At 42.8% G+C, this 26733-nt stretch carries 25 protein-coding genes and 2 tRNA genes; 19 read left to right on the forward strand and 8 right to left on the reverse strand.

Features of this window, described 5'->3' with window-relative positions; all coding sequences use genetic code 11:
• Positions 1 to 18 precede the first annotated feature (18 nt).
• Positions 19 to 939 carry a DUF808 domain-containing protein gene (locus HFU86_RS03395; protein WP_132496107.1) on the reverse strand — a complete coding sequence of 307 codons (921 nt, stop codon included), beginning with the start codon at positions 937 to 939 and terminating at the stop codon, positions 19 to 21.
• A 212-nt stretch (positions 940 to 1151) separates the two neighbouring features.
• On the opposite strand from HFU86_RS03395, the gene HFU86_RS03400 reads away from it, so the two are divergent.
• The 5 genes from HFU86_RS03400 to HFU86_RS03420 all read left to right on the forward strand — a co-directional run bounded on the left by HFU86_RS03400 (position 1152) and on the right by HFU86_RS03420 (position 6723).
• On the forward strand, positions 1152 to 2138 hold the full coding sequence (locus HFU86_RS03400; protein WP_187128724.1) for a glycosyltransferase: 987 nt from the start codon (positions 1152 to 1154) through the stop codon (positions 2136 to 2138).
• A 238-nt stretch (positions 2139 to 2376) separates the two neighbouring features.
• Positions 2377 to 3123: a helix-turn-helix transcriptional regulator gene (locus tag HFU86_RS03405; RefSeq protein WP_132496109.1), complete on the forward strand. Its 747-nt coding sequence runs from the start codon at positions 2377 to 2379 to the stop codon at positions 3121 to 3123.
• A gap of 349 nt (positions 3124 to 3472) precedes the next feature.
• Positions 3473 to 4774 (forward strand): NAD(P)/FAD-dependent oxidoreductase, encoded by a 1302-nt coding sequence (locus HFU86_RS03410; RefSeq protein WP_187128725.1) that lies wholly within the window; start codon positions 3473 to 3475, stop codon positions 4772 to 4774.
• Between the two features lie 57 nt (positions 4775 to 4831).
• A complete protein-coding gene (locus tag HFU86_RS03415) occupies positions 4832 to 5200 on the forward strand; it encodes a cupin domain-containing protein (RefSeq protein ID WP_036950178.1) in 369 nt (122 codons plus the stop codon).
• 29 nt (positions 5201 to 5229) lie between these two features.
• On the forward strand, positions 5230 to 6723 hold the full coding sequence (locus tag HFU86_RS03420) for an aldehyde dehydrogenase family protein (protein WP_132496111.1): 1494 nt from the start codon (positions 5230 to 5232) through the stop codon (positions 6721 to 6723).
• Between the two features lie 63 nt (positions 6724 to 6786).
• Here the strand turns inward: HFU86_RS03420 and HFU86_RS03425 are convergent, their stop codons facing one another.
• Positions 6787 to 7455 (reverse strand): helix-turn-helix transcriptional regulator, encoded by a 669-nt coding sequence (locus HFU86_RS03425; protein ID WP_187129815.1) that lies wholly within the window; start codon positions 7453 to 7455, stop codon positions 6787 to 6789.
• 397 nt (positions 7456 to 7852) lie between these two features.
• Here HFU86_RS03425 and HFU86_RS03430 point away from each other — a divergent pair, with 397 nt between their 5' ends.
• The 5 genes from HFU86_RS03430 to HFU86_RS03450 all read left to right on the forward strand — a co-directional run bounded on the left by HFU86_RS03430 (position 7853) and on the right by HFU86_RS03450 (position 12688).
• A complete protein-coding gene (locus HFU86_RS03430; RefSeq protein ID WP_187128726.1) occupies positions 7853 to 9346 on the forward strand; it encodes an APC family permease in 1494 nt (497 codons plus the stop codon).
• The gene (locus HFU86_RS03435; protein WP_243698990.1) at positions 9321 to 9926 is read left to right on the forward strand and encodes a DUF3156 family protein; all 606 of its coding nucleotides are present in this window, start codon (positions 9321 to 9323) and stop codon (positions 9924 to 9926) included. The genes HFU86_RS03430 and HFU86_RS03435 overlap by 26 nt, the downstream gene beginning before the upstream one ends.
• Before the next feature lie 196 nt (positions 9927 to 10122).
• A complete protein-coding gene (gene phoA, locus HFU86_RS03440; RefSeq protein WP_036950188.1) occupies positions 10123 to 11562 on the forward strand; it encodes an alkaline phosphatase in 1440 nt (479 codons plus the stop codon).
• Positions 11563 to 11750: 188 nt separating this feature from the next.
• The gene (locus HFU86_RS03445; protein WP_187128727.1) at positions 11751 to 12281 is read left to right on the forward strand and encodes a GNAT family N-acetyltransferase; all 531 of its coding nucleotides are present in this window, start codon (positions 11751 to 11753) and stop codon (positions 12279 to 12281) included.
• Positions 12282 to 12433: 152 nt separating this feature from the next.
• Positions 12434 to 12688 carry a DUF1435 family protein gene (locus HFU86_RS03450; RefSeq protein WP_036950193.1) on the forward strand — a complete coding sequence of 85 codons (255 nt, stop codon included), beginning with the start codon at positions 12434 to 12436 and terminating at the stop codon, positions 12686 to 12688.
• Between the two features lie 98 nt (positions 12689 to 12786).
• Here HFU86_RS03450 and HFU86_RS03455 read toward each other — a convergent pair.
• The 3 genes from HFU86_RS03455 to rsmC all read right to left on the reverse strand — a co-directional run bounded on the left by HFU86_RS03455 (position 12787) and on the right by rsmC (position 14355).
• Positions 12787 to 12872 (reverse strand) — tRNA-Leu (locus HFU86_RS03455).
• Positions 12873 to 13081: 209 nt separating this feature from the next.
• A tRNA-Leu gene (locus HFU86_RS03460) sits at positions 13082 to 13167 on the reverse strand.
• A 174-nt stretch (positions 13168 to 13341) separates the two neighbouring features.
• Positions 13342 to 14355, reverse strand: a complete 1014-nt coding sequence (rsmC, locus tag HFU86_RS03465) for a 16S rRNA (guanine(1207)-N(2))-methyltransferase RsmC (RefSeq protein WP_187128728.1) — start codon at positions 14353 to 14355, stop codon at positions 13342 to 13344.
• Positions 14356 to 14489: 134 nt separating this feature from the next.
• Here rsmC and HFU86_RS03470 point away from each other — a divergent pair, with 134 nt between their 5' ends.
• The gene (locus HFU86_RS03470; RefSeq protein ID WP_036950197.1) at positions 14490 to 14900 is read left to right on the forward strand and encodes a DNA polymerase III subunit psi; all 411 of its coding nucleotides are present in this window, start codon (positions 14490 to 14492) and stop codon (positions 14898 to 14900) included.
• Positions 14869 to 15339 (forward strand): ribosomal protein S18-alanine N-acetyltransferase, encoded by a 471-nt coding sequence (rimI, locus tag HFU86_RS03475; RefSeq protein ID WP_187128729.1) that lies wholly within the window; start codon positions 14869 to 14871, stop codon positions 15337 to 15339. Before HFU86_RS03470 ends, rimI begins: the two co-directional genes overlap by 32 nt.
• A 92-nt stretch (positions 15340 to 15431) precedes the next feature.
• Here the strand turns inward: rimI and HFU86_RS03480 are convergent, their stop codons facing one another.
• Entirely contained in the window at positions 15432 to 16994 is a 1563-nt protein-coding gene (locus HFU86_RS03480; RefSeq protein ID WP_132496115.1) for a BCCT family transporter, read from the reverse strand.
• A 292-nt stretch (positions 16995 to 17286) separates the two neighbouring features.
• Here HFU86_RS03480 and HFU86_RS03485 point away from each other — a divergent pair, with 292 nt between their 5' ends.
• The 3 genes from HFU86_RS03485 to HFU86_RS03495 are packed head-to-tail and all read left to right on the forward strand — an operon-like array spanning position 17287 to position 20858.
• Positions 17287 to 18414 (forward strand): aromatic ring-hydroxylating oxygenase subunit alpha, encoded by a 1128-nt coding sequence (locus HFU86_RS03485; RefSeq protein WP_132496116.1) that lies wholly within the window; start codon positions 17287 to 17289, stop codon positions 18412 to 18414.
• Positions 18415 to 18438: 24 nt separating this feature from the next.
• Positions 18439 to 19887 (forward strand): NAD-dependent succinate-semialdehyde dehydrogenase, encoded by a 1449-nt coding sequence (locus HFU86_RS03490; RefSeq protein WP_187128730.1) that lies wholly within the window; start codon positions 18439 to 18441, stop codon positions 19885 to 19887.
• A 17-nt stretch (positions 19888 to 19904) separates the two neighbouring features.
• Positions 19905 to 20858: a PDR/VanB family oxidoreductase gene (locus tag HFU86_RS03495; protein WP_187128731.1), complete on the forward strand. Its 954-nt coding sequence runs from the start codon at positions 19905 to 19907 to the stop codon at positions 20856 to 20858.
• 62 nt (positions 20859 to 20920) lie between these two features.
• Here the strand turns inward: HFU86_RS03495 and HFU86_RS03500 are convergent, their stop codons facing one another.
• The gene (locus tag HFU86_RS03500; protein ID WP_132496119.1) at positions 20921 to 21826 is read right to left on the reverse strand and encodes a helix-turn-helix domain-containing protein; all 906 of its coding nucleotides are present in this window, start codon (positions 21824 to 21826) and stop codon (positions 20921 to 20923) included.
• A complete protein-coding gene (locus HFU86_RS03505; protein ID WP_132496120.1) occupies positions 21826 to 22770 on the reverse strand; it encodes a LysR substrate-binding domain-containing protein in 945 nt (314 codons plus the stop codon). Before HFU86_RS03505 ends, HFU86_RS03500 begins: the two co-directional genes overlap by 1 nt.
• A 96-nt stretch (positions 22771 to 22866) precedes the next feature.
• On the opposite strand from HFU86_RS03505, the gene HFU86_RS03510 reads away from it, so the two are divergent.
• From HFU86_RS03510 to HFU86_RS03525, 4 genes are all read left to right on the forward strand, one after another.
• The gene (locus tag HFU86_RS03510) at positions 22867 to 23937 is read left to right on the forward strand and encodes a tartrate dehydrogenase (RefSeq protein ID WP_187128732.1); all 1071 of its coding nucleotides are present in this window, start codon (positions 22867 to 22869) and stop codon (positions 23935 to 23937) included.
• A 185-nt stretch (positions 23938 to 24122) separates the two neighbouring features.
• Entirely contained in the window at positions 24123 to 25712 is a 1590-nt protein-coding gene (gene prfC / locus HFU86_RS03515; RefSeq protein WP_036950211.1) for a peptide chain release factor 3, read from the forward strand.
• 294 nt (positions 25713 to 26006) lie between these two features.
• Positions 26007 to 26150, forward strand: coding sequence for a Hok/Gef family protein (locus HFU86_RS03520; protein WP_108479205.1), 144 nt, complete (start codon positions 26007 to 26009; stop codon positions 26148 to 26150).
• 367 nt (positions 26151 to 26517) lie between these two features.
• Positions 26518 to 26661 (forward strand): Hok/Gef family protein, encoded by a 144-nt coding sequence (locus HFU86_RS03525; protein WP_187128733.1) that lies wholly within the window; start codon positions 26518 to 26520, stop codon positions 26659 to 26661.
• Positions 26662 to 26733 lie beyond the last annotated feature (72 nt).

Raw genomic sequence — 26733 nt, forward strand, 5'->3', positions numbered from 1 at the left:
ATTAGTCAGTTTTTAGCTTTATTTTGTTTTTTTAAATCGAGCAAAAAAGTTAATAATGAAAACAATAAGTAAACCGATAACTAGACCAAAAATTAAATTAAGAATGGAAGGAGTCAAAAATTGTAGTGTATTACCAACAACACCGATGCTACCTGTCTTTTCTGCTATTTTTTCGATCCATAAATGCAGATAGGTAATTCCGTGAGTGAGTATCCCCCCTCCGACCATAAACATCGCGGCCGTTCCTACAACAGATAATGTTTTCATTAAATAAGGGGTTACATAAATTAACCCATTACCGCATTTACGCAGCAAAGTAGAGGCTTTTTTCTGTAGATAGAAGCCTAAGTCATCTAGTTTGACTATACCAGCAACTAATCCATACACCCCGACAGTCATGACAATGGCAATAATTGATAAAACTGCAAATTGGTTTAGGAGCGTTGTTGAAGAAACGATACCTAAAGTAATAGCGATAATTTCTGCCGATAAAACAAAATCAGTACGGATTGCACCTTTAATTTTTTGTTTTTCAAATGCCGCTATTTCTTGTTCTGAACGCTGAGCTTCTCGTGCTGCTTCTGATGGTGAGATTTCATGTTTGTGTAGATACTTATGGGCAAGCTTTTCAGCGCCTTCAAAGCAGAGATATGCGCCTCCAATCATTAATAATGGTGTGACTGCCCACGGAATGAAAGCGCTAATCAGTAATGCTAGTGGGACTAAAATGAGTTTGTTGATGAATGAGCCCTTTGCGACAGCCAAGACGACAGGGATCTCTCTTTCAGCGCGAACGCCTGTGACTTGTTGCGCATTTAAAGCGAGGTCATCACCCAGAACACCAGATGTTTTTTTTGCCGCCATTTTTGTCATCACGGACACATCATCTAAAACTGCTGCAATATCATCTAATAAGGCAAGTAAGCTACTTCCAGCCACAGGAGGATCCTTTTGTTAAGGTGAGGTATAATTGACATTTCTTAGGTAAGATAAGTCAAAATTAGTTCACAGCGATTTGATAATTTGAGTAATAATCGGGATAGGTAAAGTTGCTCTTATCATAACAGCTTTGATTTGATTATGAATTTTTCATGAAAAACAAGAATATATTTTGTCATTATCATCATTTTTAATGAGCGTAAGGTTAATCCATGTCCCTCCAGCCTGTATTGAGTATCGTTGTTGCTGTTTATAACGGCGAAAAGTTTTTACCCCATTTTTTTGACAGCTTAATTGCCCAAAAGCTCGAAAACTGGGAACTGATCGTTGTGAACGATGGTTCAAAAGATGATAGCGAATCGGTCATTCGTCAATACGAAGATAAGTTTGAGAATTTCAAAGTACTCACTCAGGAAAACGGCGGTGTTTCCGTTGCGCGTAATACCGGAATGGCTGTCGCAACAGGGAAATACATCACTTTCCCTGATATTGATGATGAAATTGATGCCAGAATGTATGGTCGCTTATTAGAGATTGCCTTAGCGGGGGATCTGGACGTGGCAACTTGCAATGGTACTTATGTTTACACCAATGGGGATGCGCCAAAAGCTATTTTTCCGCCAAATAAGGTGCCTTCTACTGGCGTGATCACGGGCCCTCAATGGCTGCAAATTGGCTTGAGCTCTCGTAAATTTCTCCATGTAACTTGGTTGAATCTGTATCGCTTGTCATTAATTAGAGAACACAATTTTTCCTTTGAACCAAGATTACACCATCAAGATATTCCTTGGACTACCGAAATGCTGCTCGTTGCTAAACGAGTGCAGTTTATCAATGAACAATATTATGAATATCTGATCCATAACCAATCCGTTTCTCACTCTTTAACTGGAGATGAGCGCTCAGTACGTAAGATCAATACCTACCTGAAGATCTTAGATATGTTGATGGATATCTATAAGCGTCATCCTGAGGAAGTGAAACAAGCACCGGCTTGCTTATGGCAAGTGGGGAAAGAAGGCTTAGGGGTTGTTTTAGCGCTATTAGCCATCAAGTCACCGGAAACGCAAAAGCAGATGGTTCAGCTGTTTTTCGATAAAGGTTACTGGGATATTGTTTGGAAGCATGCCACAACGCTGAAATTAAAATGGCGTTTGATCCGTCGTTACAGCAAATTGAAGGCCATTATCAATAAATAGTTCTCTAGCAGCCTTTCGGGCTGCTCTCTTTTATTTCTTCTGCACTTTCTTCGAACCCCTTCAACTTATTAAATAATTGATAAAATATTATTAATATCCATAGCATATATTGTGATTTAATTAACATATTAATAACAAAAAAATTGAGCTTCCGCTCAGAATATGGTCTTTATAGGGCTATAGTTCGCCTGAATATATACGGTGATAAATTATTAATAAGTTAATGAGTGAGGGCTGAATGGATCATTATCTGCATAAATTACCTGACCTTATTGACTCCGTGGCAACCAATCAGTTTTACCCTAATTTGTTGTCATGGCTGTCCTCTTTTGTGGCCTTCGATAACGCCATTATCTATGCCTTCGAAAAAGAAGGTGCACCGCGTTTTCTGTCGAAAGTTGAGAAGCGCAACAGTGACAGTATCAATCGTATTTATCAGCGTGGTGCTTATCTGATGGATCCTTTCTATCAAGAACTACAAAAAGGCGGCAGCTCGAAGGTGCTAACGTTAAAAGAAGTGGCACCAAAAGGGTTTTATCATACTGATTATTATCTTAACTTTTATCGTAAGACCGGTTGGTGTGATGAGGCGGGTTTGCTGCTGGAGCTATCAGCCGATAAGCAATTAGGTATTTTCTTTGGTAATGAAGACCAGCCTTTTATTTCAGATGAAAGTAAGCAGAAATCATTAAAAGAAGCCTTTGATATTATTAGAAGTATTGCTCGATTACATAAGGAAGTGGTGCCGAATTCAGTATCCAGCCATTACCGTAATACTGACTTACAGACTTGTTTTGGTTTGACGCCAAGAGAGTGTGAGGTCGTTGAATTAATTTTGGAAGGTAAAGGCTCCCCACAAATTGCCGAGGCGCTGTTTATTAGCTTGGGTACTGTCAAAAATCACCGCAAGAATATCTATCAAAAATTAGAGATTAACTCTCAAGTTGAATTTTTTAATTTATTAATGACTCCAATAAAACAGTAATTGAGTAGAGCTAGTGTATTTCTTGGATATATCAGATGGTTAAACTAGACAATCTTGATAAATCTTTATTTTTCAATGAATTGAATTTTTCTCTTAGCAATGAAATACTCCTCGCCTTCATCCTTTACTAAAATATGTAATAATTTCTATTAATATAATAATAAATATTTATCCTTTTGAATTAAAACAGAAAAGGTTTGAATTGATTTAATCTTATTTATAAGTAAATATTGTATCCACGTCACAAATGTTAACTTTATGTTTCGAATGTCCCTAAAGGGCTATGTAACTGTTAATGATTGGTTAAGATAATCAAGGTTATTGCAAGATACTAGATAGGGTATCCATTATGAATAACCAAGTAGAATCATTAACTTATTACTCAGCAACCAAAAAATATGACCTGCGTTTCCCAACCTTGAAAGAAGACATTGATGTGGATGTCGTGATCATCGGTGGCGGATTCTCAGGGATTAATACAGCATTGGAATTGTGTGAAAAGGGAATTACCAACATTGCTATCTTGGAAGGTCGCCATCTTGGTTATGGCGGTACAGGACGTAACGGTGGGCAAGTGATGGCTGGTATTGGTCATGACCTCGACGCGATTAAAAAACATGTTGGTTCTGAAGGTTTAGAAACGATTTTTAAACTGAGCAACATGGGCGCGGGGATCATGCGTGATCGTATCGCCAAATACAATATCGATGCGGATTTTTGCCATGGTTATGCCTATTTAGGTAGCAACAAGCGCCAAGAAAAAACATTGCGCAGTTGGCTTGCAGATTTTAAAGCCGTCGCGCCAGATGAAGAAATTGAATTTTATACGGGTTCAGATTTAAAGCAGATTATCGGCTCTGATGCTTATACCTGTGGGATCAAACACATGGGAGGCGGACATGTTCATTCACTTAACCTGTTACTGGGGGAAGCGAAAGCGGTGAGTGAATATGGCGCAAAAATTTTTGAAAACAGCCAAGTCTTGAATGTTGAGTACGGCGATACGGTAACGGTTCGTACCGCGATGGGCTCCGTGAAAGCGAGAAAAATGTTGTGGGCGTGTGATGGCTTCTTGAATGGTCTTGAGCCGACAATATACCCAAAAACAATTAACACTTATGCCTATCAGTTAATGACGGAAGAGCTTTCTGATGAATTAATTGAACGCATTAGCCCAATTCGCGGGGCATACAGCGATATTCGCCCAGTCATCGATTACTACCGTGTGACAAACGAAAATCGCCTGTTATTTGGTAGCTCGACGTACTTTTTAGAATACATTCCATCCGACTTGAAAGAGTGGAATCGTAAATTGATGCTGAATGTTTTCCCATACCTGAAAGACGTCAAAATCGAGCTGGCATGGGGTGGACCAATGGCGTGTAGTGCCAACTTATTCCCGCAAATTGGCACGATCCCTGGCCATAAAAACGTATTCTACGTACAAGGCTATTCTGGCTTTGGTGTTACGCCGAGCCAGATCGTGTGTAAGGTGCTTGCTGAGGGAATGATTGAAGGATCCAGCCGCTATGACCTGATGAGCTCGATTCCTCATGCTGACATTATGGGGAAAGACAGCATGCGTAATGCCATTGTGTCACTTGCCAAGTGTTGGCATCAGTTATCAGGATATTGGCAAGGTCGCCGCTAAGTTTTCCTAAATTTAATGTCCATTTTTGATTTTATTACATAAGAGAAGGTAAGAAAGATGATCAGCCCATTACTGTTAAACAAAGCACTTCCTGAATTACTGAACATTGGTAGCGTGAGCAATTTAGGTTCTGTGGTTGTTGAAGGGGATCCACAAGCAAGCGTGGCGATGATCCACGGCGAGCCAACAGATAATCTGACTTGCGGTATTTTTGCTTGTACAACAGGCAAATTTAAGATGGTTTACCCATTTGATGAAATGGCAACTGTCCATGAAGGTTCGGTGAAATTAACCGACGTAAAAACAGGCGTCACCGTGGAATACCATAAAGGCGACTCTTGGTTTGCAGCCAAAGGCACTGAAGTACTTTGGGAAATCAGCGCACCACGTTTTGTAAAACACTATTTAGCCTGCGTGAATGCGTAATTCGATAAATTAACGAGGTGGAGATAACGATGAGTGAGTTAACCCTGTTACCAGAAGTTAGAGAATTCTTGAACCGTCAACACGGTCATTTTATTAATGGATTGCCTGTTTCTGGCAAGGGAGATGCTTATTTTGAAGTCGTGAATCCAGCCACCGAGCAAGTGATTGCGAAAGTGAAAGAAGGGACTTGCGAAGAAGTTGATGCAGCGATGAATGCGGCATATGCCGCATTTAAAGGCTCATGGGCAAATACTACGCCGATGGAACGAGGCAACTGTTTGAATCGTTTAGCGGATTTGCTCGAAAAACACTTAGAAGAATTAGCGCAATTAGAAACCTTAAGTTCTGGGAAAACCATTCAGTTATCACGTTTTCTGGAAGTAGGTTCAGCGGCACAGTTTTTACGTTATTTTGCGGGCTGGGCAACCAAAATTAGCGGTGAAACTCTAAATGTTTCTTTGCCATCATTTAATGGCGAAAAATACTCGGCATTCACGCAGCGTGAGCCTGTCGGGGTGGTTGCGGGGATTATTCCATGGAACTTCTCCATTATGATTTCCATTTGGAAATTAGCGGCTGCATTGACATGTGGCTGCACGATTGTACTGAAGCCAAGTGAGTTTACCCCTCTGACCATGTTGCGCGTGGCTGAATTAGCCAAAGAAGCGGGTATTCCTGATGGTGTAATCAATATTGTGAATGGCGGTGGTCGCGAAGTGGGACCTGCTTTAATTAGCCATGAACTTTGTTCGAAAGTGACCTTTACAGGCTCAGTGCCGACTGGATTGGCGGTAGGGCGCTCAGCGATGGAAGGCAAACTGACTCGCGTCACATTAGAATTGGGCGGTAAAAATGGTGCTGCATTCTTAGCGGATTTATCCGTGGATAAGATTGTGAGCGGCATCATTGAAGCGGGTTATTTAAACCAAGGGCAAATCTGCGCAGCGGCAGAGCGTTTCTATATTCCATCTAAATTGATGGATACGGTTCTGGAAGCGCTAAAAACGCGTTTATCGGCAATGAAGGTTGGCTCGCCATTGGATGAAACCACAGAAATGGGACCATTAGCCAATAAAGCCCATTACGATAAGATCTTAAGCCTATTTGAAAAAGCACGCCAAGATGGCAGTGAAATTGTCTATGGCGGGCAGCCAATTGCTGGAGCGGGTTACTTTGTACCGCCTACGATTATTCGTGCAAATGGCCCTGATGATGTATTAATGAAAGAAGAGACATTTGGTCCAATCGGTACCTTCTTAGCTTATGATGATGAAGAAGAGCTGATTACGATGATGAATAGCACGCCGTTTGGTTTGGCTGCGAGCGTGTGGACAAATGATCTCAGCAAAGCAATGCGCATGGTTTCACAAATTGAAGCAGGAACCGTTTGGGTGAATATGCACACCTTCCTCGACCCAGCAGTGCCTTTCGGTGGCATCAAGTCTTCAGGAATTGGTCGTGAATTTGGTAGTGCATTCATCGAACACTACACTGAGTTAAAGTCCGTCATGGTGCGTTATTAGAGCGTTAGTGGTTTTGTTTTTTCTGTAAAGCAACAGTTTTCCCGGCCAATGCGCCGGGATTTTTTATAAAATTTTATCTTGGCGCAGTATAAATCCGGAGGAAACTAATTCTGTCCGGTTGCTCACATTGGCTTTGGTAAAAATATTGCGTAGATGGGTTTTTACAGTGGAAAGCGAAACACCCAACAGCAGCGCAATACGCTTATTACTGGCGCCTTCTCGCACTAAATGAATAATTTCTTGCTCTTTCGGGGTATAGGAAACCAGAGAATCGGGTCGCACATCAAATGTCATAAGCTCCGCAATTGGTAAGATTGCATTGAGCCTAATCACCTCTTCCGGTGTAAATGGCGTATCGCGTAGCACGGAAATTCCCGCCACAATCTTATTTTTACGGCGAATAAAAATCTCTGCCATATCTGCGATATGGTTTGGCTGCATAAAATCATGGAAGAAGGTTTGATCGTGCTGACGCATTTCCACCGGTATTTTCACTAAACGGAGATCCTCACCGCGAAAATGGTCGGGATGTAGAGGGTCGTGCTGGGAAAAGGCAGAGAGATACTCTTCATGCATACGTGCAGAAATTCCATACAGTACATGGTTTTCTGGCTGCCAGTGCTCATTTACTAGATAATAAACCGCCGCAGAAATAGGAATGATATGGGCAATTGTATTTAGGCAGCAGTCGATTAAGCCCTGTTGACTCTCACTAAATAGCGGTTGAACCATCATCATTCCCCATCAAAATATACAGCTTACTATCATGCAATTTAATTCAATTAACATAAAATAAACATGTTAATAACGTGAGCGTGGTTACACTATTTAAAACTTGTTTTTTATCGCTTAAAGGGAGTTTGCTGCCTTTGGGTATCTTTCGTAGTGTGTTTGTTAATATATTAATGAGGTTATTTTTGACTAATCGTTGATATTTAAATGATTATTATATTATTTGAGTTTTAAAAGGGTACTTTTCGTTTTGGACTCTGCTCGCTCCCCTCTCTCTGGGTATCGTTCTAAAGGACGATGGCGAGATGTTTAGGCTTATTTCTATAGTGAGAATACAGTCACTTCATTTTTACAAAAAATTCACAATTTGGGCTGTGAGCAGAGAGAGGGAAGCAAAATGAATTTATCCTCAAAATTAACATCACACATTGAAAAAGGTAAGGTTGGCTTTCCAACAACGCTCGCCAGCTCGGTTGGCGTGATTATGGCAAGCCCTGTGATCCTCACTGTAACCAGTGGTTTTGGGATCGGCGGTGATACTTTTGCCTTAGCTGTTTTACTGAGCTTTATCATGATGCAGGCTCAATTAACCACATTCTCAGAAGCGGCGGCAATTTTACCGACCTCCGGTTCTGTTTACGACTATATCTCCTGCGGTATGGGGCGCTTTTGGGCGATTACAGGGGCACTGTCTGCCTATCTGATAGTTCACGTTTTTGCAGGTACAGCAGAAACCATTTTGTCCGGGATTATGGCGTTAGTGAACTTTGAAAGCCTGAATACAGTGCTGGAAACCAGCAACTCCTCTTGGATGGTGGGTGTTGGTTTAGTCGTGGCATTCGGCTTACTGAATGCATTTGGTATCGAAGCTTTTGGTAAAGTGGAAGTGGTGCTCACTTTTGCAATGTGGAGCACGTTGGTGATTTTCAGTATTTGTGGGCTACTGATGCCATTTCACGTTTCCGCAGAAGGCTGGTTTGGTCAAGGGCTGAATATTTCTGACCCGACGCTTGTTCTTAGCTTTGTGGGAATGGCGATGTTTATGTTTGTCGGTTGTGAGTTAGTGACACCGATGGCGCCTGAAATTAAAAATTCAGCCAAAGTGATCCCGCGTGCGATGGCGATTGGTTTATGTGGTGTGGCATTCTGTATGTTCTTGTTTGGCGCGGCACTGACTAACCAAGTCGAAAACGTGATTGTTGATCCACAAAATGGTGTGAGCCTATTAGAAACACCGATGGCTATTCCTGCGTTTGCTGGGCAAATCATGGGTGATTTCGGTAAATACTGGATTGGAATTGCATTATTGCTGGCGGGTGGGGCGACCATCAACACCTTAATGGCAGCGGTTCCGCGTATTCTTTACGGTATGGCGTTAGATGGGGCATTACCAAAAGTATTTGCCTACTTACACCCTCGTTTTAAAACGCCTGTGTTCGGTATTTTAGTGGCGGTGATGATCCCATGTTTACACGCATTTGCTATCCAAGGGGATTTAGACCGTATTATCCCGTTGGTGCTGGCGGCTGTGTGCTCGTGGGGAACGGCATACTTATTAGTGACGATTTCTGTGGTGTTATTACGTATTCGTCGCCCAGATTTGCACCGTGCTTATCGCTCACCATTCTTTCCTATCCCTCAAATTATTTCGAGTGTAGGGATTATTCTAGCGATTGTTTACATCACGCCTCCGGGCATGAATAAAGCGGACGTGTATATTCCATTTGCCATTATGTTGGGATTAACCGCGAGTTATGCATTAGGTTGGACCGTGTTAGTGCAGAAAGTAAATCCATTTAAGCCTGTTCCGGTTGAACAAGTATTGTCCAACTCATTTGACGATGATAATGCAGAGGAGGTGGAACTTGAGCCTTTACGTAACCTTGCCTAAGTTATCGTGGTGGAAAAGGTTAACTCAAAAGCACCTCCCGACAGGGTATCAAGCGGGGTTAACTTTAAATCGGATTGAGAAAGATATCGCTCCTTATGTTTGTGAGTGGGGGGCGCCTGGAGTGTTGCTCATCCAATTGCCTCAAGGTATTAAAGTGGAAGTGACTGAGCGTGTGAAAACCTTGTTTATGGCGTTTATTGTGCATAGTCGCTTTGCAGTTTCGGGAAAATGTGACAGTGCGCTGGTGGCACAGATTGATGTGAAAACAGCAGGGTCAGCGCGGAAAAAACACGTTCAGTTCACGACTCAACAAACAGATGGGAAATTTTTGGTCGAAAGCTTAGAGCAGTACCCCGTGATCCGCCAAACTTTCGAAGAGCTAGATTTCACTCACTGTCATATTGCTGTCAAAAATGGCGTTTGGCGTTGCGAAATTGAGCCTTACACTGCTTCTGAAATGGTTAGCCGGATCCCTGCTGCTCGGCGTTATTTACGTTTGACTGATCAGCAGCGACATCGCTTATTAAGCGCACTACAGCTGATTTCTCAACTCATGAGCCAACAAACACCTCATCAATAATTTTTTCTCATCGATAACGCCCTGATTGGGCGTTTCGCTTTTATGATTGTTATGTTTATGGCTGCTATGTTTATGACAATCATCTTTATATCGACATAAAACCGTCATTCAACTGTCATCTGGCTGCTCTAGCATGCTGGTCAATTATTCGAAGTATATTCACTCTTCTTTTTATTGATTGGCAAGGATAAAAGTTATGACAGGTAATTTTATGAAATCTATGTTAGCCGTCGCTGTAAGTACGTTAATTTTAGGAACTGCAATCCCCGCTTATGCCGCGGATAAAAATGATGCAGTTTCAGAAAGTCGCGCTGCAAAAGGTGATATCACTAAGTTTGGTGGTGCTCGCCGTTTATCGACTGAACAGACGGATATCATGAAAGCGGCACTGCATAATGGTCAAGCAAAGAACGTCATTTTATTTATCGGCGATGGTATGGGGGATTCTGAAATTACCGTCGCACGTAACTATGCTGAAGGGGCTGGCGGTTTCTTTAAAGGAATCGATGCATTGCCAATCACTGGACAATACACCCATTACGCATTAGATAAGAAAACACAAAAACCAGACTATGTGACTGATTCTGCGGCATCTGCAACAGCATGGTCATCCGGTGTGAAAACCTATAACGGCGCTTTAGGGATTGATGTATTCGGTAAAGACCATGACACATTGATTGAAATTGCGAAACGTAATGGTAAAGCAACGGGTAACGTGACGACATCTGAAATCCAAGATGCAACGCCAGCGGCTCAGTTTTCTCATGTGACGGGGCGTAAATGTTACGGTCCTGAAGAGACCAGTGAAAAGTGTGCAACCAATGCGCTGGAAAATGGCGGTCGTGGTTCTATCTCTGAACAGTTAATGATCACCCGTGCCGATGTCACATTAGGTGGTGGTGCGAAAAGTTTTAAGCAGGAAGCTAAAGCGGGTGATTACAAAGGGAAAACCTTGGAAAAACAAGCGGAAGAGCGTGGATTCACTATCGTCCGTGATGCGAAGTCACTCGATGCAATCAAAGAAGCTAACCAAGATAAACCTGTGTTAGGTCTGTTCCATGATGGCAACATGACCGTGGCGTGGGAAGGCCCAAAAGCCACTTATCACGGTAACTTAAATAACGCTGCATTAGAGTGTAAACCGAATTCTAAGTTAGACCCGAATGCACCGACATTAGCGCAAATGACTGAAAAAGCGATTGATTTATTGAAAGTAAATCCGAATGGCTTCTTCTTACAAGTTGAAAGCGCTTCTATCGATAAGCAGGATCATAAAGCGAACCCATGTGGTCAAATCGGTGAGACTGTCTCGCTGGATCAAGCGGTACAAGTGGGATTAGATTTCGCTAAGAAGCACGGTGATACGCTGGTTATCGTGACCGCTGACCACTCGCATTCTAGTCAAATTATTCCAGACGGAACTAAATCATCAGGCTTAACTCAAGCGCTGATTACTAAAGATGGTACCGTGATGACCGTGAACTACGGTAACTCTGAAGAAGAAGATTCACAGGAGCATACAGGTGCTCAGCTACGTGTCGCAGCCTATGGTCCACATGCCGCGAACGTAATGGGTCTGACTGACCAAACCGATTTGTTCTTTACCATGCGCGATGCGATGGGATTGAAGCAATAAACCAACCCCTGTAGTTAAAAGTTCTCTGCGGCAGGATGCTACAGAGAACTTTTTTGTTTATAAAGTCCAATAAATCCTCATTAAGTTTCCTTCTTCATGCCCTGATTTCTTTTTGATTGTGTAGCCTGTATGCTCTCTATATATCCGATTTATATAGAATTTATACAAGCATTAAGAGAACAATAAAAATGAGAATAACACGCGAGCTCACGCGGGATGAGATCCCAAATGTGTGGTCGATTGATAGAACTGAATTGATTGAACACCTTTATCTTCACCAACAAGGAGAGTTAGTTCTTTCTGCTCAACGCTTTGATATGAAAGGTTGGCCGGAAGGTGAAACCGATGCATACACCCCGCATTTGCTGGAAAGTTATGATAATGGCGCTGTTTTCTTTGGTATTTTTGATGATGAAAAACTGATCGCCGCAGCGAGTTTAGATAACGTATGGCGAGGGGAAAATCAGGATCTGTTACAGCTCTCTTTTCTTCATGTTAGTCACCAATATCGTGGTGAAGGGCTGGGCGGCCAGCTTTTCAAACTTTGCCAGCAGAGGGCGTTGGAGAAAGGCGCTGGTGGGTTGTATATTTCTGCAACCCCTTCCGAAAATACGGTGCATTTTTATCAATATATGGGCTGTGAACTGCTCGAAAAGCCCGATCCAGTGCTGTTTGCGCTAGAGCCTGAAGATATTCACTTTGTTTGTATTTTTGAGTGATGTTTTTACCGTGGGGGAAATATTTTCCTCACAAAAATTTGATTGATTTTTATAGAAACGTAGATATGATTGATAATCATTATCATCTTTAACGAAATTATAGGCTAATTGATAGTTAGCTAAAGACTCGTTAGCTATAAATGGGAGGCGTTATGGGAACTAGCGTATCAAAAGCAACAGGGTTGCGGCGTATTGGCGCTGGTTTGTGGGGCGTCTTCGCGGTGGTGTTACTGAGTATTATGTATTTGCTGAGCAATATGGGGTTTGATCCACTGAAAGTGGCAATGATCACCTTGATGATTGCGACGGCTGGCATGCTGTTTAATCGAGGTTCTCGCCGCTTATTAATTATTCCAGCAGTGATGTCTTTAGGTTGTTTCTTGCTGATTTTTATTATGCGAAGCTAAGATTGTCTAAGCGATATTTAGGTTAGGGATATTGTGCGAATGGCTATCAAGGATTGAACATCTGAAGATTAAATCATAAGGCTACGAATCATTAACAGTGGTGCGAAAGGGGGGACTTGAACCCCCACGTCCATAGGACACTAACACCTGAAGCTAGCGCGTCTACCAATTCCGCCACCCTCGCAAATACTGTCAAAATTCTTTCTATTGATACTTGTCTATATCATGCTCAATACATAGATAATTGAAATTATGATATGAGCTTTCTTACTCAAAAGAATTTCAATTAGATAAAGGCGACAAACGCCGCTATTCCGTTGAGCATAGATAACTATGTGATACGGATAGCGAAGAGCAGTCAACGCATAGATAATTGAAATTATGAAGAGTAAGTGGTGCGAAAGGGGGGACTTGAACCCCCACGTCCAAAGGACACTAACACCTGAAGCTAGCGCGTCTACCAATTCCGCCACCCTCGCAATACTAACTCTTTTGCATAATTGCTCATGCATCAATAGTACGGTGCGGATTTTAGGCTAATTTGCGCAGACGTCAATAAATTTTTATCCGCGTAATTTTGTTTGATGAAAAAACGGTCAACTTAGAAAGTTGACCGTTAGAAACAAAATCGACAATGAGATAATTTCGTCGTTTTAGCGCTTAATGGCTTCGTAAACTTTGAATTTACCTGTCTTAGCCAGAACCACATGACCGCCAAACGCTTTATCCAGTAAGTCAGGATAAGGTAAAAATGCATTCGCCACGATCCGTAAGCGCCCACCTTTTTTCAGGTATTTAGGGGCTTGGAAAATAAGCGTTTCTACCGCGTTATAACTGGTGTTGATCCCATCATGGAACGGCGGGTTAGAAATGATCCAATCAAATTTATCATCAAGATCGGAATAGACGTCGCTTGGGATCACTTTTCCGGTCAGGTTGTTGGCCGCTAATGTTGCTGTAGCTGAATCAATCGCGGATGCGCTGACATCACTCAGGGTTAAGGTGACATCTGGATTTTGTGAGCCGATAACCGCGGCGAGTACGCCGTTACCGCAAGCCAGATCAAGCACATTACCACTCATTGGCTCAGTCAATGTGGAGAGCAGTAAATCACTGCCGATATCTAACTCGTTATGGCTGAATACACCTGGAAGTGCATGAATTTTCACATTATCAACCTGATAGTTACGCCACCAGCGCTTAATATCAAATTCGGTTGGTTGCTCTAATTCACCATAATAGAGCCCACAGCGGCGTGCGGAATCAATTTTTTGCAGTGTCGCAATCCCTTCCATTATCGCTTCGGCACTTTTTACGCCACTGCGGTTTTCGCCGACGATAAAAATTTGGCTGCCAGCAGCAAGATGGGTACATAAATCATCAAGTTGGAATGCCGCTTCTTGTTTGTTCTTAGACCAAAAGTAAATTAAGGTATCGCAAGGTTGAACAAATTCCGCGGTTGCTGTTGAAGCAAACAGAACATTTTCACCCAATGCCGGCTGTAAGTTTTTCCAGCGATGGTACTGGTTAGTGAGCACGCGCACACTGGCGGCTTCTAAAATTGCACCCAGTTCATCCTGAATATCGCCTGCCAAAAGAACATGACGATCGATAAAGTGCTCTAAATGGCGTTGAATAACTTCGCTGGCGGGTGTCAGTAATGACATATTCTGTCTATCTCCTAAAATGAATATAACCACGCGGACTACCTTACCAGAAAAAAGATAAATAGCATTGCTCTGTTGGCGCTATTAATCCCCTTTGATAAGATGTGGTTGTTAACTAACGACTGGGTAAAGCAATGACACGACGTGACAGACTTTTAGAACAAATGGGGATCACTCAATGGATGGTGAGAAATCCGACTGTGTTACGTGGTGAACGTGGTGTACGCATTCCTGAGTCGACTAAGCTTATTATTATCACTGATGAGAACCTTGATTTAAACAGCCAGCTGTTAAAAGATATTTTTCTCACAATGAAGATCGATGAGATTGACGTTGTGTGCATTAATTCCGATCAGCTCAAACTCATTCCAACACCAATAACAATACCTTGTTGGGTGATAGGGGATGGCATTCATCCCGAAGGTTCAAAAGTCACATTTCTTTCTCCTGTTTTGTCTGAACTGATAGCAAGCAGCAATGCTAAACAGGCACTATGGAAACAAATTTATCAATATGATGAAAATTTCAACACTCAAGCAATCTGATCTCGCGACAGCCTTCTTAATTGAAAAGCTAAGTCATGATTTTCCATGGACTGAGCGAGTTTTTTATGGCAATCAAGGTGAAAAGTACCATAATCTAAAAATATTAGTTAATAATCAAATTGTTGGGTATGCAATAACTCAGTATGTATTAGATGAAGCTACGCTGTTCAATATTGCCATTCACCCTGATTTTCAAGGACATGGCTATGGACGAATGTTATTAGAAAGATTAATTCACGATCTTGTTAATCGAGGGATTTCAACGCTGTGGTTGGAAGTGAGAGAGTCTAACGCTTCAGCCATTCATCTGTATGATAAACTTGGTTTTCAACAGGCGACAGTACGTAAAGACTATTATCCGACGAAAACGGGTCGAGAAGATGCGTTAGTACTGGCATTAACCTTGTTCAGCGAAGACATGTTTAGCCAAAAAGCGTAATACATTTTTCTAAAGAAAAACCACGGTAGCCTGAAGTGACCCCATAAAGTCAGCTGCCACCGTGGTTTTTTATGTCTTAATGAACCTATAATTTACGATTTTTCTGTTTCCGTGAAGATAGGTTTTCTAAGGCGCCCTACTTTTTCTCTCAGGCTCCTTTTTACTTTGGCCGTGGCTTTGACTTCTTCATTCAAACCTTTATAGGTTGAGTAGCACATAATCAACATTAATACCGAAAGTGGAATTGCTGTGGCGACAAGTGCGGACTGCAAACCCGTTAGCCCTCCGGTCATGATAAGCACGATAGCAATTGCTGCAATTACTACTCCCCAGATAGTTTTGGTCACATGACTTGGATTTGGGTTACCATTTTCACTGACCATACCTAAGACGAATACCGCTGAGTTTGCTGACGTAATAAAGAACACCATCACCAAGACCATAGCTAAAATACTGATCAGAGTCGGAGCAGGGAAATAATCTAAGAATTTAAACAGTGCAGACGTGACATCGGTTTTGACAGCATCCGCCAAGGCCACTTCACCGAGATTTTGGATAATATGGATGGCTGAGCCGCCCATCACCGCAAACCAAGCAAATGAACCTAATACCGGAATAAATACGGCACCAATCATAAATTCTTTGATTGTACGACCTTTGGAAATACGCGCCACGAAGCTACCCACTAATGGCGCCCATGCAATCCACCAGCCGAAGTAAAACAGTGTCCAGTTAGCAATCCAAGAACCATCATTATAAGGCTCAGTACGAAATGACATGCTGACGAAATTTTGCATGTAATCCCCGATACCTTGGAACAGTACTTTCAAGATAGTTTGTGTTGGACCGGCAAACAGGATAAACCCCATTAATGCGAAGGCAAGCAACATGTTGAGGTTAGAAAGATGCTTGATGGCGCCCTGCAATCCTGAAATGGTAGAAGCGATATAAATCACAGTCACAACGGCAATAATCGCGATTTGAATATAAATACTAACAGGCAAATCCCACAGATAATGCATTCCGCTGTTGACTTGTAGCGTACCAAATCCGAGGGATGTGGCGATACCAATCACAATGGATAACACGACCAGTACATCCACCCATTTTCCAATTGATCCTTTGATACGATCGCCAATTAATGGATAAAACACGGAACTTAATGAGGATGGTAATTTTTTTCTGAATTGGAAAAAGGCTAAAGAAACCCCGACTAAGGCATAACACGCCCAAGCTGAAACACCCCAATGTAGATAGACATATTGCATCGCTGTTTTTGCGGATTGCTCTGTCATTCCAGGTCCCATTGGTGGGCTGATGTAGTAAGAAACGGGTTCTGCGACTCCCCAGAATACTAAGCTGATCCCTATGGATGCGCTAAACAGCATTCCAACCCAAGTGGCAGTGTTGTATTCCGGCTTGTCATTATCATCGCCTAAGCGAATATGGCCAAATTTCGAAAATCCAAGGTACATACAAAAACTAAAAAAAATAAACACGGCACCAAGGATAAACCAACCTAAGTTGTTATAGATAAAGCTCAGGGCAGAGTGTGAAAATGTTTCCAGTTTATCGGGAATGAAAGCCCCTAAGCTGATGAGGATCAGGCTAAAAGCGAGGGATACGTAAAATACAGACCTTTTATGATTCATCATACCTCTTCTCCAGTTGCTCACTTCTTTATTATCTCTTTTATTGAGTCGTTATTTTGCAGGTGATGCTTACTTTGGGTTTACAAAGAATAGCCATGCAAAGATTGCATAGTCAACAAATAATTAACTAGGCATTAACATTGTGGTTGTGTGTTTATTTTTTAATTTATTGAATTTTATAATAAATAATTTTATTTATAAAGCCTGATGAGATTTTGTTTGATCATTATTGCGATCTTCGTTAACATCCGATCAAAATATGTTAACTATAAGTTTACAAAAAGAGAGGGCAATTATGAGCAATGCAGCTAAAGTCATTTCGATTAATGATCACCTTGATATAGATAATGCATGGACTATCCCTGCACGTTATTACACATCTGAAGACATTTTTGATTTTGAAAAAGAAAAAATTTTTGCTAATTCATGGGTTTGTGTTGGTCATGTGAGTGAGGTAAAAGAAAAAAATTCCTATATTACACGCCAACTAATTGGTGAAAGTCTTGTGATTGTTCGTGGTCGTGATGATATTCTGCGCGGCTTCTACAATGTTTGCCCACACCGTGGTCATCAATTAATTAGTGGTGATGGCGGGAAAATGAAAAATGTGATTACCTGCCCTTACCATGCTTGGGCATTCAAGTTGGATGGGCAGTTGGCGCATGCAACCAACTGTGAAAACGTGAACAACTTTGAAGCGGATGCTATGTCATTAAGTCCTTTCCATGTGACTGAGCACGCAGGTTTTATCTATATAAACCTGACGGAAGGTGAACCTCAGCCAATTGAAGAGCAGCTACCTGGTTTAGCAGACAAAATGGAAGAAGCGTGCGCGGTTATCAATGACCTGAAATTAGCAGCGCGCTTTGTTAGCCATACCCCAGCTAATTGGAAAACCATCGTTGATAACTACATTGAATGCTATCACTGCCCGACTAACCACGTTAGCTTTGCCAGTTCGGTGGATGTGAATGTGTATGAGCATTTGCTTAAAGATAATTGGACGGTACAAATCGGCAAAGCCAAGCCATCTGAATCTTCTTATCAGTTCGATGAGTCAGTATTAGACCCGCGCTTCTTTGGTTTTTGGATTTGGCCAAGCACCATGTTCAATATGCCTCCTGGCGGCGATTTTATGACGGTGATTTATGAATTCCCTGTGAATGCGGGCGAGACATTGCAGCATTACGATATCTATTTCCTGAATGAAGAACTGACTGAATATCAGAAAAATTTAGTGGAATGGTACCGCACGGTATTCCGCCCTGAAGATTTACGTTTGGTGGAAAGTGTACAAAAAGGTCTGCGTTCCCGTGGATATCGTGGTCAAGGACGCATTATGGCCGATAGACAACGCAGTGGGATCAGTGAGCACGGTGTTGCCCATTTCCACAAAATTGTGGCTGGCGCTCATACGGAATAATCGCAAGGGATGGGAGACGTGACGATGAACAGGTTAAAACATGCCGTGCTATTTCGCCAAGCCTGCTATATCAATGGTCGCTGGGTGGAAACGGAGAAAACAATTCCCGTGACAAATCCGGCCTCTCAAACGGTGCTGGGCACCATTCCCAGCCTAACAGCAGCGCAGGTTGATGAAGCCATTGAACAAGCCCATGCCGCGATGGTGGGATGGAGTCAATTAACCGCGAAAGCGCGCTCAATTATTTTGCGCCGTTGGTTTGAGTTGATTGAGGCGAATATTGATGATCTTGGGTTGCTGATGACCCTTGAGCAAGGCAAGCCACTACATGAAGCAAAAGGCGAAATTCGTTATGCCGCCTCTTTTATTGAGTGGTTTGCAGAAGAAGGTAAGCGTGTTTATGGGGAAACTATCCCACAAACCGTTGGAACTAATCGCCTTTCTACGATTAAGCAACCTATTGGCGTGTGCAGTGCGATTACGCCATGGAATTTCCCTGCGGCGATGATCACTCGTAAAGCGGCACCCGCACTTGCAGCAGGGTGCAGTATCATCATCAAGCCAGCCACCGAAACGCCATTTACCGCATTGGCATTGGCTCAACTTGCCGATGAAGCGGGGATCCCAGCGGGTATTTTTAACGTGGTCACTGGAGAATCACGTATTTTGGGGGAAAGGCTGACCAAACATGCGCTGATCAGTAAGTTTTCTTTTACGGGTTCCACCCAAGTGGGGCGTGTATTAGCGGAGCAATGTGCATCGACTATCAAGAAAACATCGCTTGAATTAGGTGGAAACGCACCATTTATTGTTTTCGAGGATGCGGATATTGATAAAGCGGTCACTAGCGCCATTCAAGCCAAATTCCGTAATGGGGGGCAAACCTGTGTTTGTGTTAATCGTTTTTATCTTCATGATGCCATTTTTGATGAATTTGAACGAAAGTTTGTGGCACAAGTAGCCAAATTGAAAGTCGGTAATGGCGTGGATGCTGGTGTGGATATTGGACCGATGATCACCATTAAGGCAATTGATGGTATGAACCAACTGCTTGAGGATGCCATCGCTAAAGGCGCCCGTCGAGTGACATTAGGTTCTGAAATTGAGGAGCACGGCCACTTTATCAATCCGAAAGTGCTGGTGGATGTCGATGATTCAATGGATATCGTCCACGAAGAGATCTTTGGCCCTATTGCTACATTGATTCGATTTAGTGATGAAGATGAAGTTCTCAGCCGTGCCAATAACACCATTTATGGTTTAGCCGCTTATTTCTTTTCTTGCGATGTAAACCGTATTTACCGAGTGGCTGAAAAGCTGCAAAGCGGAATGGTTGGGATCAATACCGGTTTGATTTCAAATGAAGTGGCTCCGTTTGGTGGGGTTAAGCAGTCGGGGCTAGGTAAAGAAGGCTCCCATTATGGTATCGATGATTATTTAAGCATCAAATATTTGTGCCTTGATATCGCGTAACGGAAAAAGGAACTGTGATGAGCCAACAAAAAATAGCGGTGAATGTTAGCCGAATTGAACAGGTCAGCCCAACCATTAAAATGTTCGAATTCGTGGCGCAAGAAGGACAACTTAGCCCGTTTAGCGCGGGGAGCCATGTCACGGTTCACATGGATGAACAAGCTGGGCTACAACGTGCTTATTCATTAATAAGTGACCCTCAGCAGTGCGATCGTTACTGTATCTCTGTTTTGCGTGACCAGAACTCGAAAGGGGGCTCTGTTTTCATGCACGATAACATTGCGCAGGGGGATGCACTCTATTTATCCCCTGCGCAAAATTTTTTCGCATTAGCGCAAGCGCAGAGCAGTAAACATATTTTGATCGCAGGAGGGATTGGGATCACGCCATTTTTATCCTACTTGTATGAGCTTGAGCATTCAGGAATGAATTTTGAACTTCATTACGGGTTCAGTGATAAAGCGACGGCGGGGTTTGTTGAGGAATTGCAGGTGCGTATTGGTGCTCGTTTATTCACTTATGATAAATCCCAAGGCCAACGGATGTCCGTAACCACATTAATTCAATCCCAACCTAAAAATAGCCATGTATATGTCTGCGGCCCTGAAAGGCTGATTAATGAAGTCATTGAACAGGGCAATCAGCATCTAGGCAGCGCGCAAGTACATTTTGAAAATTTTGGGGAAGTGGCGAGCGAAGGGAATTCGTTTGAAGTACATTTTCAGCGTTCCGGATTCAGTTTACAGGTTGCGAAAGATCAATCCATTTTGCAGGTTATCGAAGCAGATAAGCGCATAAAGGTGGAGTGTATGTGCCGTAATGGCGTGTGTGGAACCTGTGAGACGGCAATTTTGGAAGGGGAAGCTGACCATCGTGATTTGTATCTTGACGATGATGAGAAAGCGGAGCAAAAAACCATGATGCTGTGTGTGTCTCGAGCGAAGGGCAAACGGCTGGTTTTAGATTTATAATCACGATTTCTTAGGTTTATAGCCGTGAACCCCAGCTTAATCACTGGGGTTTTTGCTGTTATTTATGACGGTTTTAATTCAAACATTAAGAAGGATTGATGCTCATCATTAAGATGATGGTAGGCGGTGATCTGCTTGTCCTGAAACACAATTTGCCCACGGCCTGTTTGGATAACATCGTCGAGCCACGTTTTATGATTAATGGTTAACTGATAGAGAAGGCGCTGTAAGGCTAAATAATCAATATCTGTTGATTGGCTTTTAAGATTGCTGGCGAGGATTTCTCCGGCTTTGTCGGTAAAGGCAACCAAATGTTGGAAGTGTGTCAGTAACACATCAAAGTAGCATTTGATTTTTCGTAGGCGTAACTCATTGTTTTTGCGCTCAGTATTATCCAAGCTGATCCCAACTAATTTTGTGACTTTGCCGTTAGGTCCTTTAACGCCCGCGGCTCTGGATGTTATCCAGCGGTAGTCACCTTCCCAGTTGATTTTAAAATCCATTTCATGGGCACCGCCTTCTTTAATAATTTTGGAGTAACCATTGACCAGCTTATCTTTGGATGCCGGATCCATTAATGCCCAGAAATCTTCGTTGGTGGTGATTTTTATGCCATATACCGCTTCAACGTTATCGGAATAATTCAGTTCGCCAGTCAATAAATCCCATTCCCAAGTGACGATCTCCGCCGATTCTTGTAAATGTACTTCGTTGATATTGCGCGTACCGCCTACTCCAGATAGCGAATGTTGGGATTGCGTATATTCACCATACTTGAGCCAAATCTTATCGACATTGAGTAAATCAGCCAGCTTATTGAGGTTATCTTCGTCAATCATGCCGCCTTTTGTCCACTTATTGACGGCAGTACGGGAAACGCCAAGCTGCTCCCCAACTTTTAACTGGCTCATTTTTTTCTGTTTTAATAGCTTGAGTAAGCGCTCTTTAAAAGTCTCTGGTTCGGTCATTAATGGGCATCCAATTGGTTATATTCATCCCCAAAGATGGGTGGTAAATGGGTGGCGAGATACTTTTCAAGATTTTCAATGAAAACTCTAAGACTAGCACTATTACGTAAACTACGTGAATAGACGGCAAAAACGTCAGCACCTTGATGCCATTGTGGTAGAACGCGCACTAATTTTCCTGACTGAAGTTCAGGAAGTACACTCCAAAGTGAACGTAATAAAATCCCTTCACCGCTGAGGCACCATTGTTTAGCGACTTCGCCATTATTGACCATTAATTTACTATTCGGTGTGATGGTCATGCTTTCTTGTTGGTACTCTAGTTTCCAGATTGCGGGAGCTTGATTGCGCTCTTTGATGGCAATGCACAAATGTTTCTGCTCTAGCTCTTGGGGCAAAGAAGGCTGTCCATATTTTTGAATATACGCAGGTGAGGCACAAAGTACTCGGCTATTGCGGGCTAACCGGCGTGCAATAAATTGATCCGAAATGGTGCCGCCAATGCAGATATCAAGATCGATGTTCTCACTGATGATATCGACAGAACGGTCCGTTAACGTCAGATCAATACCTAAAAGCGGGTAATCAGCACGTAATGCCAGAATAAAGGGATTCAGATAGGTGCTACCAAAGCCTGTACTGCAACTGATGCGCAGCTCTCCGCTGATCTCCTCGCGGCAAGCTTGTAATTCTCCCTGCATACGTTCTAATTCTTCCAGCAACCGCTCACTACTACACAGAACAATTTTCCCTTCCGGCGTCAATTGAATGGCGCGAGCATTACGGAAAAACAGCGTTTGCCCTAAGTTTTCTTCCAGTAATTTAATGCGTTTCGATATATAGGCTGGAGATACCAATAGTTGTTCTGCCGCTTGAGAGAAGCTCATCAATCGGGCGGCGGTGACAAATACACGGATATCTTCAAGCAAAGGTAGCTTGTTCATAGTTTGTAAACCTAGGGATTACAGTTCATGCCTATACTTTATCACAGCAAGCCATAAACTGGAGGACATGCATAGATAATAATAAGGGCGTTGAAAATGGCACAATTCAATATAGCAGTCATTCCGGGTGATGGAATTGGAACGGAAGTGATCCCTGAAGGATTACGTGTTTTAGAGGCAGCAGCACAGAAGCACGGTGTAAAGCTTAACTTTACACACTTTGATTGGTCGTGTGAAACCTATCATCGTACTGGTCGCATGATGCCAGAAGATGGTTTAGAGCAACTGAAAAAATTTGATGCTATTTTCCTCGGTGCCGTTGGGTTTCCGGGGGTTCCTGACCACATTTCCTTATGGGGTTTGTTACTACCAATCCGCCGTGCATTTAATCAATATGTGAATTTGCGTCCCGTTCGTTTATTTGAAGGGATTAAATGCCCGCTGGCGGATAAAAAACCGGGCGATATTGATTTTTATGTAGTGCGTGAAAACGTAGAGGGCGAATATTCTGCAATTGGCGGGATTCAGTATGAAGGGACGGAAGATGAAATGGTGTCCCAGCAAAGTATTTTTACCCGCAAAGGGACTGACAGAATTTTAAAATATGCTTTCGAACTTGCCCGTTCTCGGGATAAAAAACATGTAAGTTCAGCCACGAAATCCAATGGATTATTCCACTCCATGCCGTATTGGGATAGCCGTGTGGCTGAAATGGCAAAACAGTATCCAGATGTGAAAGTCGATCAATTCCACATTGATATTTTTGCGGCTAACTTAGTGAGAATGCCGGAATTTTATGATGTGATTGTGGGATCAAATTTATTTGGGGATATTTTGTCGGATCTTGGTCCTGCGTGTACGGGGACGATTGCCATTGCACCGTCAGCGAATATCAACCCTGAAAAACAGTTTCCATCGATGTTTGAACCGGTACACGGTTCTGCGCCAGATATTGCTGGGAAAAATATTGCCAACCCAATTGGGACTATCTGGGCGGCAGCGATGATGATGCAGCATCTCGGTTGTCAAGAAATGCACGATACGATCATGTCAGCGGTTGAAACGGCTATTCGCGAGCGTCGTCACTTGACTCGCGATATGGGCGGAAATGCCAGCACACAAGAATTGGGGCTGGAAATTACTCAGTTAGTGGCTGTGTCGGTGTAAGTTTGTTGGGCTCCATCCAGTGGGTGGAGCGCCTAACATTTCAGGCTCTGATTGTTTATAACCCCAAGATCTGCGAAAATAACCGCCAATTACGATTAACAATACGGATTTGCTGCGCTTAGAGCCACCTCGAGCCTCTTCCTGATGCCCATACAAATCTGGATATAGACGAAAAGAACGGTTAAATGACAGATCAGAATTTTCTCCATGAAGTTAGCACCCGTAGAACGTTTGCTATCATTTCTCACCCCGATGCAGGTAAAACCACGATCACTGAAAAAGTATTACTTTTCGGACACGCAATTCAACGCGCGGGAACAGTAAAAGGTCGCGGTTCTAACCAGCATGCCAAATCAGACTGGATGGAAATGGAAAAGCAGCGTGGTATCTCAATCACCACCTCTGTGATGCAATTTCCCTATAATGATTGTTTAGTGAACCTATTAGATACCCCAGGACACGAAGACTTCTCGGAAGATACTTATCGTACATTAACCGCCGTTGACTGCTGCTTAATGGTCATCGACTCCGGTAAAGGGGTTGAGGATCGTACTCGTAAGCTGATGGAAGTTACTCGTCTGCGCGATACGCCAATTCTGACCTTTATGAACAAATTGGACCGTGATATTCGCGACCCAATGGAGCTGTTAGATGAAGTGGAAAATGAGCTGAAAATTGCTTGTTGCCCAATCACATGGCCGATTGGCTGCGGTAAATTATTCAAAGGTGTTTACCACTTACTGCGTGACGAAACCATTTTGTACCAAACAGGTCAAGGTCACACAATTCAAGAAGTTCGCATCGTTAAAGGGTTAAATAACCCTGAATTAGACGCGGCTGTTGGTGATGAATTAGCTTCTCAGCTTCGCGAAGAGCTGGAGTTAGTTCAAGGGGCTTCCCATGAGTTTGACCACGATGCGTTCTTAGCGGGCGAACTGACCCCGGTATTTTTTGGTACAGCCTTAGGTAACTTCGGTGTGGATCATATGCTTGATGGTCTCGTTGAGTGGGCTCCTGCACCTCAGGCACGTAAAACTGATGTGCGTGAAGTGGAAGCCACAGAAGAAAAATTCACTGGGTTTGTATTCAAAATTCAGGCGAATATGGATCCAAAACACCGTGACCGTGTTGCGTTTATGCGTATCGTCTCGGGTACCTATGAAAAAGGGATGAAACTGCGCCAAGTTCGCATTAAGAAAGACGTGGTGATTTCTGATGCACTGACCTTTATGGCGGGTGACCGTTCTCAAGTTGAGAATGCTTATGCAGGGGATATCATCGGTCTGCATAACCACGGAACTATCCAAATTGGGGATACTTTTACACAAGGTGAAGAGCTGAAATTTACAGGGATCCCGAACTTTGCACCTGAATTATTCCGTCGTATTCGTCTGCGTGATCCGCTGAAGCAGAAGCAGCTACTGAAAGGTTTGGTGCAGTTATCCGAAGAGGGGGCTGTGCAGGTTTTCCGTCCATTAATCAATAATGATTTGATTGTGGGCGCGGTAGGGGTGCTCCAGTTCGACGTGGTAGTTTCTCGCTTGAAGAGCGAATATAACGTTGAAGCGATTTATGAAGCGGTTAACGTCTCTACTGCTCGCTGGGTTGAGTGCGATGATGTGAAGAAGTTCGAAGAATTTAAGCGCAAAAATGAGCAAAACTTAGCCTTAGATGGTGGTGATAACTTATCGTATATTGCACCGACAATGGTTAATTTGAACTTAACCAGTGAACGTTATCCTGAAGTGAGATTCCGCAAAACGCGCGAACACTAATCATTATCTCTAATTAGTGCGTTTATATCGAAATGGTCAACTGAGTTGGCCATTTTTGTTATTTATTCTATTAATTATTAATATTTTCAATGTCATAACTAATCGAATCAATATTTTTTCGCGATGAGCATGCTGCTATGATGGCAGTGGGTGCTTGGATCATTTTGGTTCAAGCAGACAACAAGTTGTGAGACCAAAAAGACGAAAGCCCCGAGTTCCATTAACAGTAACTCGAGGCAGTCTCCAACCTAGACAATTGGATTCTGTCTCCTTTTTATACAGGAGTCAAGAGGAATGACCAAGTTTGCTCTTATCGGGCTAATGACCGTGTGCGCCACGGTATTGTGCCTTTCACTGCTGCTGCGGGACCGACTTTGTTCGGTTAATGTAGTCAGTGGAAACACAATGGTTCAAGCTACTCTGTTATGCGTTGAGTAGTCTGGTGGGGGAGCGATCCCCCACATTTCTCTCTGATTGCGTGTTAGGTGATACAGGCACCCTTTTTCAAGTCAGATAACTCTTCAAAAATCCCATTGCCTATCGATTAGCTATAATAAATAGCCATTAATGATGATAATCATTAAAAATGAATTTAATATCATATAGTTAGTTAATTGAATCGATATTTTTTCGCGATGAGCATACTGCTATGATGGCGGTGGGTGCTTGGATCATTTTGGTTCAAGCAGACAACAAGTTGTGAGACCAAAAAGACGAAAGCCCCGAGTTCCATTAACAGTAACTCGAGGCAGTCTCCAACACGACAATTGGATTCTGTCTCCTTTTTGTACAGGAGTCAAGAGGAATGACCAAGTTTGCTCTTATCGGGCTAATGACCGTGTGCGCCACGGTGTTGTGCCTTTCACTGCTGCTGCGGGACCGACTTTGTTCGGTTAACATAGTGAGTGGAAACACAATGGTTCAAGCTACTCTGTTGTGCGTTGAGTAGTCTGGTGGGGGAGCGATCCCCCACATTTCTCTCTGATTGTGGGTTAGGTGATACAGGCACCCTTTTTCTATT

The sequence above is a fragment of the Providencia sp. JUb39 genome, assembly GCF_012272845.1.
Taxonomy (GTDB): domain Bacteria; phylum Pseudomonadota; class Gammaproteobacteria; order Enterobacterales; family Enterobacteriaceae; genus Providencia; species Providencia lanzhouensis.